At 70.0% G+C, this 14,349-nt stretch carries 11 protein-coding genes; 6 read left to right on the forward strand and 5 right to left on the reverse strand.

Annotated elements, in window-relative coordinates:
* Nucleotides 1-2,466 (reverse strand): glycosyl hydrolase (locus tag FNH08_RS26590; protein ID WP_152774059.1); only part of this gene is annotated, 2,466 nt, incomplete at its 3' end.
* Between the two features lie 322 nt (nt 2,467-2,788).
* Here FNH08_RS26590 and tgmA point away from each other — a divergent pair.
* Both tgmA and FNH08_RS26600 read left to right on the forward strand, forming a co-directional pair.
* Nucleotides 2,789-2,980: a putative ATP-grasp-modified RiPP gene (gene tgmA, locus FNH08_RS26595; protein WP_131566970.1), complete on the forward strand. Its 192-nt coding sequence runs from the start codon at nt 2,789-2,791 to the stop codon at nt 2,978-2,980.
* Between the two features lie 12 nt (nt 2,981-2,992).
* Nucleotides 2,993-3,949 (forward strand): MvdC/MvdD family ATP grasp protein, encoded by a 957-nt coding sequence (locus FNH08_RS26600; protein WP_322725436.1) that lies wholly within the window; start codon nt 2,993-2,995, stop codon nt 3,947-3,949.
* 54 nt (nt 3,950-4,003) lie between these two features.
* Here the strand turns inward: FNH08_RS26600 and FNH08_RS26605 are convergent, their stop codons facing one another.
* The 4 genes from FNH08_RS26605 to FNH08_RS26620 form a co-directional block, all read right to left on the reverse strand.
* Nucleotides 4,004-4,660, reverse strand: coding sequence for a response regulator (locus tag FNH08_RS26605; RefSeq protein ID WP_152774060.1), 657 nt, complete (start codon nt 4,658-4,660; stop codon nt 4,004-4,006).
* Complete coding sequence (locus FNH08_RS26610) at nt 4,657-6,024, reverse strand: sensor histidine kinase (RefSeq protein ID WP_322725438.1); 1,368 nt, start codon at nt 6,022-6,024, stop codon at nt 4,657-4,659. Before FNH08_RS26610 ends, FNH08_RS26605 begins: the two co-directional genes overlap by 4 nt.
* A 155-nt stretch (nt 6,025-6,179) precedes the next feature.
* A complete protein-coding gene (locus tag FNH08_RS26615) occupies nt 6,180-8,645 on the reverse strand; it encodes an MMPL family transporter (RefSeq protein ID WP_322725440.1) in 2,466 nt (821 codons plus the stop codon).
* Nucleotides 8,646-8,986: 341 nt separating this feature from the next.
* A complete protein-coding gene (locus FNH08_RS26620; protein WP_152774061.1) occupies nt 8,987-10,066 on the reverse strand; it encodes a LacI family DNA-binding transcriptional regulator in 1,080 nt (359 codons plus the stop codon).
* A 244-nt stretch (nt 10,067-10,310) separates the two neighbouring features.
* Here FNH08_RS26620 and FNH08_RS26625 point away from each other — a divergent pair, with 244 nt between their 5' ends.
* The 4 genes from FNH08_RS26625 to FNH08_RS26640 all read left to right on the forward strand — a co-directional run.
* On the forward strand, nt 10,311-11,237 hold the full coding sequence (locus FNH08_RS26625; protein WP_152774062.1) for a carbohydrate ABC transporter permease: 927 nt from the start codon (nt 10,311-10,313) through the stop codon (nt 11,235-11,237).
* 4 nt (nt 11,238-11,241) lie between these two features.
* Nucleotides 11,242-12,189: a carbohydrate ABC transporter permease gene (locus tag FNH08_RS26630; RefSeq protein WP_152774063.1), complete on the forward strand. Its 948-nt coding sequence runs from the start codon at nt 11,242-11,244 to the stop codon at nt 12,187-12,189.
* 88 nt (nt 12,190-12,277) lie between these two features.
* On the forward strand, nt 12,278-13,621 hold the full coding sequence (locus FNH08_RS26635; protein WP_152774064.1) for an ABC transporter substrate-binding protein: 1,344 nt from the start codon (nt 12,278-12,280) through the stop codon (nt 13,619-13,621).
* A gap of 64 nt (nt 13,622-13,685) precedes the next feature.
* Nucleotides 13,686-14,349: beta-galactosidase (locus FNH08_RS26640; RefSeq protein WP_194238623.1), on the forward strand; the 664-nt coding region annotated here is incomplete at its 3' end.

Here is a 14,349-nt window from a genome sequence, read left to right on the forward strand (position 1 = left end):
GCCCGCCCGCACGACGGTCCCCTTCCGGGTGAACAGGACCTCGTCGGCGTCGGTGGCCACGACGTGTGGCCGCCTGCCGAGGCGGTCCCCGAACAGGCCGGGCCGCCCCAGGGCGACGATCGTGGCCTGCCCCGGCTGAAGGGCCACGCGCAGGGTGAAGCCGCCGCCGTCCTCGGTGTACCGGGCGACCCGCACGGCCTTGCCGGTCCACGGGTCGAGCACGTACGGCACCGCCGTCCCGCGCCGGGTGGGACGCAGTGTCACCTCGTGGTCGATCGCGGCGACCGGCGGTTTGACGCTCTCGGCGTGCTTGCCGTTGCACAGGTAGTAGAAGTCGGCGTCCTCGGTGGCCCGGTGCGCGTTGAGCAGGGTGGAGGCGGACGCGTACCGCGCGTCGGGGGTCACCCCGAGGTCGGCGAGGGCGTCGCCCACGGCCGTCTTGTCCGTCACGCGGCGCACGTTGGGCAGCGCGAGCAGGCGCGCGAGTACGTCCCGCAGCCGCTCGGTCCCGCCGTCCACGGGCACGCCGGGCGTCAGCGCCTGGTCGAACGCGCCGAGCAGGACGATCGGCAGGCCCGCCGAGGCGAACTCCAGCAGTCTGCGGGCGTCGGTCTCGGCGAGCGTCGGCGCGGACCCGTGGAAGAAGTCGCCCTCCACGAACAGCGCCTTGTACGCGGGGCCCCCGGGCGCGAGCCGCCCGCCGATGACGGTGGCCTCGGGAAGACCGAGCAGCGGGCCGCTGAGGAACTGGTGGGTCCAGCCGAGCGGAACACCGGTCGACGTGAACCACGAGGCACCGATCCCCGTGGCGGTGTAGCCGGTCTGACGGAACACGGCGACATCCGCCCGGGGGGCACCGGCCTGGAGGACGCGGTGCACACGGCCGAGGTAACCGGCGATGTCGTCGACGTGCCGCCAGGTGGGCTGACGCGGTCCCCAGGACTCGCCGTAGCCGGGCGCTCCCCCGTACGGGCTGAACGCGGCGAACCCGGGCCAGCTCACGCCCGGTGCCGTGGCGTACGAAAAGCCGTGCAGAACCGTCTGGTTGACGCCCGCCGCGTACGCACCGCCCATGGTCCGCAGGAACCGGTCCCAGGTCGTGCCGTACGCGGAACCGTTGTAGGCGCCCGCCTCGCAGGACAGTACGGTGTGCCCGGCCATGTCCCGGCCGCCGGCCAGACAGCGGTAGTCGTCCAGGTTCTTGAAGCCGAGCGACTCGCCCTCGGCGATGTCGAGGACGGCGGCCGAGGCGATGGCATCGGTCTGGAGGCCGTACGGCTGGGCCCGCAGCTCCATGCCCAGCGAGTGCGCCCAGTCTCGCAGGGCGCGCACGTGGTGCCGGTTGAACAGACCGGAGACGGTCTCCCAGAAGTCGTGCCGGATCTGCCGGGTCAGCTGGGCCTCGAAGGCGAAGACCTGGTTGCCGTTGTCGAGCACCAGCGCGGGGAGGTACGGCAGGAGCGGCCGGCCGGTGTGTCTCTCGAAGGCCTCGGGCAGCAGGGGCGTCCACTGCAGGCCGTCGGTCTCCAGCTCGATGGAGTCCTCGAAGAACGCGCCGCCCGCCACGCGCAGCAGCCGCCGCAGGGAGGGAGTGAGCACCCGCGACTCCCAGTACTCCGTGATCGCGGCGGTGCCGGCCACGCTGAAGTGGTCGACGACGTGGGCGGCGGGGGAGGAGTGCGGCCCCGACTCGGGCTGCTGCCCCGAACCGCGCTGCCAGTACGAGATCAGCACCCACTCCCCGTCGGACGGTGCCGTCCAAGTGAGGGTGCCGTCGGCGACACGGTGCGTGAGGTCCTCGACGGTGGCCAGGTCCAGGCCGGTCTCCTTGCGGGTGGAGTGGGCCGGGTCGACCCGGGCCGCCTGCACGGCGAGGAGCCGCTGTCGGGTCACGCCGGACGCGGGCTCCTGCACGGGCGGTGGCACGGGGCCGCTGAAGGTGGCTCCGCCGGCCAACGAGGCCCGGCCGTGGACGAGTTCCTTCACCGCCGCCTCGTCGTCCGGCGCGATGCCGGGGACGGCGGCGGGCCAGCTCGGGCCCAGGGTGAGGTCGATGGTGAGTCCGCGTCTCGCGGCCCGCCGCAGCGCTGCCTCGACGCCCTCGCGCCACGGTCTGCTGCCCCACCCGTGGTGCGCGGGGTCCAGGACCGACTTGTCTCGGATGCTGTGGTGAACGGCGGCGATCTCGGCGCCGCCGAACCCGGCGTCGGCCATCTGGTCGATCTCGCGGGCGACTTTGTCCGGAGTGACCAGTCCGTCCGGCCACCACCACCGGAACCTGGGGCGCACGGACCGCGGGGGCGAGGCGAACCAGTCGGCGTCGAACTCCGGGCCGTCGGCAGTGGAAGCCGGGGTGGCGACCGCGGGGAGAGCCGGGCCGAGTGAGGTGACGGCACCGGTCATCAGGCCGGCCGCCAGGACGGTGCGACGTGGTGTCCCGCCATGGCGTGAGGATGAATCGGACATTGATCGCGGCCCCAGTCTATTGTTGAATCGATTCAATTCCCTTGAAACGTCGGAACGTTAAGTCGCCGAGTCGAGCGAGGTCGAGGGGTGCGGGATGCATGTGACCCACGTCACCGCGACAGGTCGGGGGTGTTAACGGCAACCCTTTCCCGCGCCTGTGACGACCCCTCAGGAGCCGTGCCGACAGGGGGCGGACGTGAAAAAGCGTCCCGAGGTTGATGTGATGACCTTCACCCTGATGTGGCGGAAAGTGATGAATTCCTTACGCGAGACGGACGTACAGGAGCGCGTATAGACAGCGTTAAGACCTGGGAGGTTCGCCTTGCGACCGTTCACCCTGAACTACGTCCGGCCCAGAGCCCTGCCGATCGTGGTGGAGCCCTACAGCTTCGACGCCTCGTTGCAGCTGAACGTGCTCGGCGACGGCCGTCCCGCCGTCGCGGACAGGGACCTCCTGCTCGCGGTCGGCACCACGACGTCCACAGCGGGCTCGCAGACGCACTTCGACGACTGACAGCAGCCGCTCGTGACCGTACTGATACTCACGTCGGAGCAGGACGTCACCGCCGACATGGTGGTGGCCGAGCTCAACAGGCTGGGCGCGCCGGTGATGCGTCTCGATCCGGCCGACATCCCGGGGAAGGCCGTGCTGTCGGTCGACTACGCGCACGGAGACTTCGACGGGCATCTGTCGGTCCACGGGCACGTGCTGAGCATGGGAGGCCTGCGCTCCGTCTGGGTGCGCAGGCCGGGCGACCCCGCCGCCCACGCGCCCCAGCCGTCCGCGTGGCTGACCGCCGAGACACGGCAGGCGCTCTACGGCATGCTCTACTCGGCCTCGACCGCGTGGATGAACCACCCGAGCAACGCCGACCAGGCGCGGCACAAACCATGGCAGTTGAAGGTCGCCCACCTCAGCGGCTTCGCCGTACCGCCGACCACCTTCACCACGGCACCGAAGGTGGCCCAGCAGTTCGCCGAGCTGCACCGGGACGTGGTCGTGAAGTCGGCCTCGGGCCCGCCGCCCGACGACCCCGCCGTCGCCCTGCCGACGACGCTGATCGGGCCCGACGCCGACTTCTCCGCGGTGGCGGCCGGCCCCGCGCTGCTGCAGCGGTACGTACCCAAGAGGGCCGACATCCGTCTGACCTGCGTCGGCGACCGCCTGTTCGCCGCCCGCAAGCGGGCCGCCCCCGGGCAGATCGACGGCCGCTACGGCGAGACCGAGTACAACTGGGAGGCCGTCCCGGTGCCCGACCGCATCACCAGGTCGGCACTGGAGTACCTCTCCCTCGCCGGTCTCGCGTACGCGGCCTTCGACTTCGCCGAGGACGAGGAGGGGGTGTGGTGGTTCCTGGAGTGCAACCAGGGCGGGCAGTTCGGCTTCGTCGAACTGGAGACGGAGCAGCCCATCGCGGAAGCGGTCGCCCTGTGGCTGTCGTGGCGCAGGCCGGACACGCGGGTGTCGGCTCCTCGTTGGTGACGGGGCGCCGAGGGTGTCAGGTGGTCCTCGGCGACCGGCGACCGGCGACCCGGCTCAGGCCGGTCGGACCAGGCCCACGTCGTAGGCGAAGATCACGGCCTGGACGCGGTCGCGGGCGTCCAGCTTGGTGAGGATGTTGCTGACGTGGGACTTGACGGTGGATTCGGCGAGGTGGAGGCGAGCGGCGATCTCGGCGTTCGTCCAGCCGGTGGCGACGGCGGTGAGGACCTCGCGCTCGCGTTCGGTGAGCCGGGCCAGTTGGCGCTCCTGGTCGGGGGTGTGGCCGGGGAGGTGGCTGGTGAAGGCGTCGATGAGCTTGCGGGTTAGGCCCGGTGAGATGACGGAGTCTCCGGCGGCCACGGCGCGGATTCCTGCGACGAGTTCGTCGGGCAGGGCGTCCTTCAGGAGGAAACCGCTGGCTCCGGAGCGCAGGGCGCCGTAGGCGTATTCGTCGAGGTCGAAGGTGGTCAGGACGAGTACGCGGGAGCGGCTGCCGGTCTCGACGATGCGGCGGGTGGCCTCGATGCCGTCCATGCCGGGCATCCGGACGTCCATCAGGACCACGTCGGGGCTCAGGTCGGCGGTCATCCGGATCGCTTCGGCACCGTGGGTGGCCTCGCCGACGACGGTCACGTCGGGCTGTGCCTCCAGCAGCATGCGGAAGCCGAGGCGCTGCAGGGCCTGATCGTCGACGATCAGAACGGTGGTCATTCGGGGTGCCTCTCCATCGGGCTGTGGGATTCCCTCTGATCGAGCGACAGAGGGGGCTTGGCGGAAAGGGAGGTGGTCAGCATGACCGCGTGAACGCTCCAGCCGCCGAGGGCGTTGGGGCCGGCGGTCACGGTCCCCTCGTAGAGGGCGGCCCGTTGACGCATGCCGACCAGGCCCTTGCCTCCGCTGTCGCCGCTATGGCTGCCCTGGGGGACGCGGTGCGGGCCGGTGTCCTCGACCGCGACGCGAACCCGGTCGTCGGCGGTGGTGACGGAGACCGTGACCGTGGTGTCGGGGGCCGCGTACTTGAGGGTGTTGGTGAGGGCTTCCTGCACGATGCGGTAGACGGCGAGCTGGAGGCCCTCGGCGAGGCCGGCGAGGTCGCCCTCCGTGTGCAGGGTGGCGGTGGGGCCGGCGGCACGGAACCGCCCCAGCAGCGCGTCGAGGTCGGCCAGGCCCGGCTGGGGAGCGAGCGGGGCGTCGTCGCGCGGACTGTCGTCGTCACCGATGACGGCGAGCAGACGGCGCAGTTCGCCGAGGGCTCCGCGGCCGCTGTCGGCGATGATGCGCAGGGTGTCGGCCCCGCGCTGGGGCTGGGTCGGCGCGAGGGCGGCGGCGCCGTCGGCGAGGCCGACGATGATGGCGAGGGTGTGACCGAGAATGTCGTGCATCTCGCGGGAGACCCGGGCGCGTTCCTGGGCGGCGGCGAGGCGGGTCTGCTGGTCGCGCTCCCGCTGGAGGGCGGCGATGACGACGTTCACCAGGCGGCCCGCGAGTCCGAGACCGGCCACCGCCGCCATGCCGCCGATCGCCAACGTCGTCACCACCTCGGGACGCGTGGCGTGCTGCAGCTGGCCACCGAGTGTGAAGACGGTGGCCCAGGCGACGAGCTGCGCGACGGTGACGGCGAGGGCGATGACCAACTGGCGGGGCGGGCAGATGCGGCCCACGTTGAAGAGGGCCACGGCCCGCGCGGCGTCGGAGCCGCTCAGCACTCCCAGGGGAAGGGTCACCACGGAGACCGCGGTGGTGAGGGCGAAGACCAGCATCGGACGGCGTTCCCGCCACAGCAGGGGGAGGGAGAAGGCGAAGCACAGCGCAAGGGCCGCCCACGCGTCGGCCTCGTTGCGGGGATTCAACAGGGAGGGGAGGCCCATCGCGGCGATGAACACGGTCACCCCCCACCGCCGGATGCGGGGGTGAGCCCGGTCGGCCTGCCGCCATGAGGCCAGCCGCTGAATGAGCGGGACGATCACGCGCTGTTCGGCGTCGCTCATCAACGTCTCGGGGATCCGGGGCAGGTGCCCGAGGCCGGGAGGCGTCGGTGGGGGTGCGCTCGATGCGGGGGCGCTCGATGCGGTCACGGTGTGGGTCTCCACGGTGCGGGTGGGGCCGCCCGCCGGTCCTCGGGGGAGTCGGACCGGCGGGCGGGGCTGGGGGACACGGCCGGCGGAAGTCCGCCGCTCCCACGCGGATCGTACGGCCGTGCGGCCTGCTTCTTCCTGTCAGCTTCTTCCTGTCAGCTCTTGCGCGGGAGCCTCTTCCTGAGCCCCTTCCCAAGACGCGCCCTCGGGGTCTTCGCGGGCTGCTCCCCGGCTTCGGCCGCGGGCACATCGGTTTCGGTCAGGGCCCCCTCGGGCGGAGTGAGGACCGCATCGGGTGGAGTGAGGGCCGCCTCCTGCCGGGAGCGCGCCGGTGTGTACGCGCCGCCCGAGCCACTGACGACACCGGCGCCGACGAGGCTGTCCACGTCCGTGTGGCGGCCGGAGTCACGGTCGTCGTCGGAACCGTCACCGTTGACCGACGTGTGCGGCTGCTTCGCCTCCAGCACCTGGCGCAACTTCTCGCCCTCGACGTCGACGTCGGGCATCACGCGGTCCAGCCACTTCGGCAGGGCCCAGGCGCGGCGGCCGACCAGGGTCATGACCGCGGGCACGATGGTCATACGGACCACGAAGGCGTCGAAGAGGACGGCGGCGGCAAGACCCAGACCGATCGACTTGACGATCGCGGTGTCGTCGAGGAGGAAGCCGGCGAAAACGGAGATCATGATGACGGCGGCGGCGGTGACCACGCGGGCGCCGTGCCTGAAGCCCGAGACGATCGCCTCGGTGGGCTCGGCTCCGTGGACGTACTCCTCCCGCATCCGGGTGACCAGGAAGACCTCGTAGTCCATGGCGAGACCGAAGATCACGCCGATCAGCAGGATGGGCAGCACGCTGACGATGGGTGCGGTCTGGTCCACTCCGAAGACGTCCGAGAGCCAGCCCCACTGGAAGACGGCGACCAGGACACCCAGGGTGGCCACCACGCTGAGCAGGAAGCCGAGGGCGGCCTTGAGCGGGACCAGGATCGAGCGGAACACCAGGAGCAGCAGGATCAGTGCCAGGCCGACCACGATGGCCAGGTAGGGGACCATGGCCTCGCCGAGCTTGGCCGAGACGTCGATGTTGACCGCGGTGGTGCCGGTGACCATCAGGTCGGCGCCGGTGTCGGTGTGCAGGGACGCGCCGTGGTCACGGATCGTGGAGACCAGGTCCTTGGTGGTCTCGCTGGTGGGGGCGCTTTCGGGGACGACACCGATGATGGCGACATCGCCGTCCGGGTTGAAGGCGGCGGGACGCACCGAGGCGATGTCGTCCAGCTTGCCCAGCATCGCGGTCGTGCTCTCGGCGGCGGTCTGCGGGTTGTCGCTGTCGCGGGCGTCGACGACCACGGTCAGGGGGCCGTTGAAGCCGTCGCCGAAGCCCCTGGCGATGGTGTCGTAGGCGATGCGCTGGGTGCTGTCCGGGGCCTTCGTGCTGTCGTCGGGCAGGGCCATGCGCAGCGACATCGCCGGTATGGCGAGCAGCCCCAGGACGGCCACCGAGGCGAGGAGCGTCCTGACGGGGTTACGGGTCACGAAGCGGGCCCAGCGCACGCCCATGGCCTCGCCCTCGCCGCGCTCCAGGGCCTTCATACGGCGGGTGAGCAGCTTGCCCTTCATGATCCGCATGCCGGCGAAGCCCAGCAGGGCCGGCAGCAGGGTCAGGGCGATGACGACGGCGACGGCGACCGCGAAGGCGGCGGCGAGGCCCATGGAAGTGAGCATCTGGATGCCGATGACGCTCAGCCCGGCCAGCGCGATGATCACGGTGAGGCCGGCGAAGACGACGGCGGATCCGGCGGTGCCCAGGGCACGCCCGGCGGCCTCCTCGGGCTCGTGGCCGTCGCGGATCTCGTTGCGGTAGCGGGAGACGATGAACAGGGCGTAGTCGATGGCGACCGCGAGCCCCAGCATCAGCGCCAGCGTGGTGGCCTGCGAGGCGACGTCCCAGAACTCCGTGGCGATGGTGACCGCGAGGATCGCCGCCAGCACGCCGAGGATGGCGGTGAGCAGGGGCAGCCCTGCCGCCAGCAGTGAACCGAACGTGATCACCAGCGCGACCGCCGCGACGACGAGGCCGATCAGCTCGGCCGCCTTGCTCGCGGACTCGGCCTTGACGGCGTTGCCGCCCAGGCTCACCACCAGACCGGACTTCTCACCGTCGGCGGCGACCTCCTTCAGGACGTCCTGCGCGGCGTCGTTGACATCGCCCTGGGCGACCTTGTAGGTCACCCCGGCGAAGGCGATCGTGCCGGACCGGCTCACCTGGCGGCTTTGGAAGGGGTCGGAGACGTTCGCTACCTGCGGCGACTTCTGCAGCTTGGCGACCAGGGACCCGATCTCGGCCTTGTGGGCGTCGGAGGTCAGCTTCTCGCCCTTGGGCGCCTCGAACACCACCCGGGCCGTGGCGCCGTTCGCGGCTGCCTGCGGGAACTCCTTCTCCAGCAGGTCGATCGCCTTCTGCGACTGGGTGCCGGGGAGGGTGAAGCTGTCGGAGGTGGTGCCGCTGACTCTGGTGGAGCCGATGCCGACAGCGGCCATCACAACGATCCACAGCATCAGGACCAGGCGTCGTCGCCTGAAGGCGAGCCGGCCGAGCCGATAGAGGAACGTGGCCACGGAAGTACCCCCAGCTGGAAAGGAATCGGTAGGAGAGCGGGCCGGTGAGGGCCCGGATCTCAAGCTAGGAGCGGAACTCCGCGAACCCCCGGTACCCCGGAACCGAATCCGGCGGGGCCGACTAGTACCCCGGTACTGGTGTCACTCGTCCCTTGAGGTTGCCCCGTTCAGTCGCCGTCCCTGTTGATCTCGATCCGCCGAAGCGACGGCACGTCGTAGAAGACAGCGCAAGCCCCCTCGGCCACCGCACCGCGGTGCCGCGCGGCACCGGGCAGATGCCCAGGACCGGCTCGCCCTCAGACCTGCGGGCACACGCACTCCGCGGCGACTGGAACGCGCTGTCAGGTCCGCGCCGGCGGCGGTGCCGTGCTCTCCCGTACCACCAGCCGGGTCGGCACCAGGGTCGTGCCGCGCTCCCCGCCTCCGATGCGCATCTTGCGCAGGACGTTCTCGACGCAGAGCCGTCCCACCTCGGCGAAGTCCTGGTGGAGGGTGGTGAGCGGGGGCAGGAAGGAGCCCGCCTCGGGGATGTCGTCGAAGCCGATGACGCTGACGTCCTCGGGGACGCGCCGGCCGCGTTCGTTCAGGGCCCTCAGCAGGCCCAGCGCCATCTGGTCGTTGGCCGCGAAGACGGCGGTGCAGTCCTGGTGGCCAGCGAGGTCGAGCCCGGCACGGTAGCCGGACTCCGCCGACCAGTCGCCCCGGACCAGCGGTGGTGGTGTGCGGCCCGCCTCGACGAGGGCCGCGTGCCAGGCGTCCGCGCGGCGCTGGGCGGCGAAGGAACCGTCCGGGCCGCCCAGGTGCCACACCGTGGTGTGACCGAGGTCGAGGAGGTGCCGGACGGCGGCGCGGCTGCCGCCGGCCTGGTCGGTGTCGACGACGGTGTAGCGGTCACCGGCGTCGGAGTCGACGACCACGACCTGGACGTGCGGCGGCAGCGCGATGGTCGCCGCGTCCAGCAGATGGACCTCCATGATGACGATCACCGCGTCGACCGCGAGTTCCTCGAGGCGGGAGAACGCGCCGCGGACCTCGTCCTGGGTGGGCACGGCGACCGGCAGCAGGGTCACCGCGTACCCCTCGTGGGCCGCCGAGTTGGCGATCGCCTCCAGGGTGCGGACGTTGCCCGTGGTGGAGAGCGAGAAGGTGATGACCCCTATCGTGCGGAACTCGCCGCGCTTGAGGGCCCGGGCGGCGCTGTTGGGCCGGTAGCCGAGTTCCTTCATGGCCGCCAGCACCTGCTGCCGGGTCTCGTCCGTCACCCCCGCGTAGCCGTTGGAGACGCGTGACACCGTCTGTGAGGAAACCCCCGCCAAACGGGCCACGTCGGCCATGGAGGCGGTCTGTGCCCTGGTCCCCGTGCGGGGCCGTCTGCGCCCACCGCCGGGGACGCTCGTCGGGGTTCTGTCAGCCGTGTCCATACCTCGGCCGCCTCCTTCCTGTCGCTGTCGCATCACGGTTTCGCTGCTTGCACCACGGTTTCCCAAGGGTCCCTTGACCACCGTGATCGGGGCAGTGTAGACATGCCGCCATTGGATGTTTACGTAAACATAACAGCGCACGACCTCCTTTCAAGGCAGATGTTTACGTAAACATCGCGGCGGCGCGGCCCTGTCGATTCCGGGCGGCACCGTCGGTTCCGGGATGTGACGAGCGAGGAACGACATGACGACGCAACAACCGCCCGCGGCCGTGGAGCCGCGGCCGGCACCGCCCCCGGCGAGACGAGACCGCCGCTCCTGGACGGGGTGGGGTTTCCTGGGGCCCTTCGTGGCCGTGTTCGCCCTCGTCTTCCTGGCACCGATCGCGTATTCGATCTACCTCAGCCTCTTCCGTGACCAGTTGATCGGCGGCAACACGTTCGTCGGCCTGGACAACTACACGCAGGCCTTGCAGGACGACCGGTTCTGGGACTCCCTCGCCCGCGTCTCGCTCTTCCTCGTCGTCCAGGTGCCGATCATGCTCGGCATCGCCCTGCTGATAGCCCTCGCCCTGGACAGCGGCCGCCTCTACGGCACGGACTTCTTCCGGATCACGATCTTCCTGCCGTACGCCGTACCCGCCGTGGTCGCCACCCTGATGTGGGGCTTCATGTACGGCACCCGCTACGGCCTCGTCGGGGACATCAACGACGCCTTCGGGGTGACCCTGCCCGAACCGCTCTCGCCCGACCTGGTGCTGGCGTCGATCGGCAACATCGTCACCTGGGAGTTCGTCGGCTACAACATGCTGATCTTCTACTCCGCGCTGCGGGTCATCCCGCACTCCCTCTACGAGGCCGCGGAGATCGACGGCGCGGGACAGTTCCGCGTCATCACCGCCATCAAGCTCCCCGCCATCCGTGGCGCCCTCGTCATCGCGACGATCTTCTCGATCATCGGCAGCTTCCAGCTGTTCAACGAGCCGAACATCCTTCGGCAGTTGGCGCGCAACGCCATCACGACCGACTACACCCCGAACTTCTACACGTACTCGCTGTCCTTCAACGGCCAGCAGCAGAACTACTCCGCCACGGTCGCGATCATCATGGGGCTGATCACCATGGTCATCGCCTACATCGTGCAGCTGCGCGGCATGCGCAAGGGAGCGTGACCCGATGAGCACCCCCGTCACCACCGCTTCCGAGTCGATACCCGCCCAGACCGCCGGCGCGGGCAAGGGCGCGTCCCGTCTGCGTACGCCCCGTCGGAACACTCCCGGGCGCCCCAAGCGCAGCGTTCTGCTGACCGTGCTCACGGGCCTGATGCTGCTCTACACCGTGGTGCCGCTGATCTGGCTCGTCATCAGCGCGACCAAGACCCAGGAGGGGCTGGCCGATTCAGGCGGGCTGTGGTTCGCCGACGACTTCGCCCTCTGGGACAACATCAGGGACACCTTCACGTACAACGACGGCGTCTTCGTGCGCTGGCTGCTCAACACGGTGCTGTACGTCGTGCTCGGTGCCGGTGGGGCCACCTTCCTGGCGATCCTGGGCGGTTACGCGCTGGCGAAGTTCAACTTCCCCGGGAAGCGCGCCGTGTTCGCCGTGGTCATCGGTGCCGTCGCCGTCCCGGGTACCGCCCTCGCGGTGCCGACGTTCCTGATGTTCAGCAAGATGGGGCTGACCGACACTCCGTGGGCAGTGATCATCCCGTCGCTGGTCTCGCCCTTCGGCCTGTACCTGATGTGGGTCTTCGCCACCGAGGCCATCCCCACCGAACTGCTGGAAGCCGCCCGCATGGACGGAGCGAGCGAGGCGCGCACCTTCTTCCAGGTCTCGCTGCCGCTGCTCGCCCCCGGCATCGTGACCGTGCTGCTGTTCACGACGGTCGCGACCTGGAACAACTACTTCCTTCCGCTGATCATGCTGAAGGACTCGGACTGGTACCCCCTGACCCTGGGGCTGAGCGTCTGGAACTCGCAGGCCGAGACGATCGGTGGCGACGTGATCTTCAACCTGGTGATCACCGGTTCACTGCTCACCATCGTGCCGCTGATCGCCGCGTTCCTGCTGCTGCAGAAGTACTGGCAGTCCGGGCTCGCCGCCGGAAGCGTCAAGGAGTAACCCCCAAGGCCCCCCATAGCTTCACGCACCACACCCTCACGCAAAACACCCTCACCTGTCCCACCCACGAAGAAGTGGAAGCATCTTCATGCGCAGAAAGACCAGCCGCCTCCTGCGCGGCATAGCCCTCCTCTCCGCCCTCGCCCTGGGCGCGACCGCCTGTGGCGGCTCCGACGACGAGGGCTCCGACCAGAAGCCGGTCTCCGCCTCGGACCTCCAGGCGGCCCTGAAGAAGGGCGGCACGGTCACGGTCTGGGCCTGGGAGCCCACCCTCAAGTCGGTCGCCGCCGACTTCGAGAAGAAGTACCCCAAGGTCAAGATCAACCTCGTCAGCGAGCGGTCCGGCGACAAGCACTACACCGCCCTGTCCAACGCCATCGAGGCCAAGAAGGGCGTGCCCGACGTCGCGCAGGTCGAGTACTTCGCGCTGGGCCAGTACGCCCTCACCAAGGGCCTCACCGACCTGGCCCCCTTCGGCGCGGAGAAGCTGAAGGACAAGTACACGCCGGGTCCGTGGAACGCGGTGACCCAGGGGAGCGACGCCGTCTGGGGCCTGCCGATGGACTCGGGCCCGATGGCGATGTTCTACAACAAGAAGGTCTTCGACAAGAACAAGATCGCCGTCCCGACCACCTGGGACGAGTACGTCGAAGCGGCCCGCAAGCTGCACAAGGCCGACCCGAAGTCGTTCATCGCCGCCGACGCGGGCGACGCGGGCTTCACCACCAGCATGCTGTGGCAGGCCGGTTCGCGTCCCTACAAGGTCGACGGCACCAAGGTGAAGATCGACTTCTCCGACGCGGGCGCCAAGAAGTTCACCGACACCTGGCAGCCGCTCATCGACGAGAAGCTCCTCGCGCCCATCACCGGCTGGACCGACGACTGGTACAAGGGCCTGGGCGACGGCACCATCGCCACCCTGGTCACCGGTGCCTGGATGCCCGCCAACTTCGTCACCGGTGTGGCGAACGCCTCCGGTGACTGGCGCGTTGCCCCGATGCCGGCCTGGACCAAGGGCGACAAGGCCACCGCGGAGAACGGCGGCAGCTCCCTGACCGTGCCCGAACTGGCCAAGAACAAGGAACTCGCCTACGCCTTCGCCAAGTACGCGAACGCCGAGGACGGTGTGCAGACCCGTATCAAGCAGGGCGCCTTCCCGGCGACCACCGCGGAGCTGCAGTCCCAGGAGTTCCAGAACACCAAGTTCGAGTACTTCGGCGGTCAGCAGGCCAACAAGATCTTCGCCGAGTCGGCCGCGAACGTCGCCGACGACTGGTCGTACCTGCCCTTCCAGCAGTACGCCAACTCGATCTTCAACGACACCGTCGGCAAGGCCTACGTGTCCAGCACCAAGCTGGCCGACGGCCTGAAGGCCTGGCAGGACGCCTCGGTCAAGTACGGCAACGAGCAGGGCTTCACCGTCGAGAAGTAGGACCGCCGTGCGAGAGGGCGGCGCCGCCGCGCCGCCCTCCGTGCGACACACCGGAAGGACCACCATGACCTCCACCCGCCTGACCCGCCTGCTGAGCGGGCCGGACGGTGACTCCACCCCCCGGCTCGGCTACGGCGCCGACTACAACCCCGAGCAGTGGCCGCGCGAGGTGTGGGAGGAGGACGTCCGGCTGATGCGCGAGGCCGGCGTCACCGTCGTCTCCGTGGGGATCTTCTCCTGGGCCCGTATCCAACCGGCCCCGGACACATGGGACTTCGCCTGGCTCGACGAGGTCATGGACCTGCTGCACCAGGGCGGCATCGGGGTCGACCTGGCCACCGCCACCGCGTCCCCGCCGCCCTGGCTCACCACGGCCCACCCGGAGATCCTCCCGGTGACCGCCACCGGTGAGACGGTGTGGCCGGGGGCACGCCAGCACTGGCGGCCCACCTCACCGGTCTTCCGCGACCACGCCCTGTGCCTGGTACGGGAGATGGCGAACCGTTACGCGGGCCACCCCGCACTCGTGGCCTGGCACGTCTCCAACGAGCTGGGCTGCCACAACATCTACGACTACTCGGACGACGCCGCCCGCGCCTTCCGCGACTGGCTGCGCGCCCGCTACACGACGCTGGACGCGCTCAACCACGCCTGGGGCACGGCGTTCTGGTCGCAGCGCTACAGCGACTGGGAGCAGATCCTGCCGCCCCGGCTGGCCGGCTCCCACC

The sequence above is a fragment of the Streptomyces spongiae genome, assembly GCF_009377185.1.
Classification (GTDB): Bacteria; Actinomycetota; Actinomycetes; order Streptomycetales; family Streptomycetaceae; genus Streptomyces; species Streptomyces spongiae.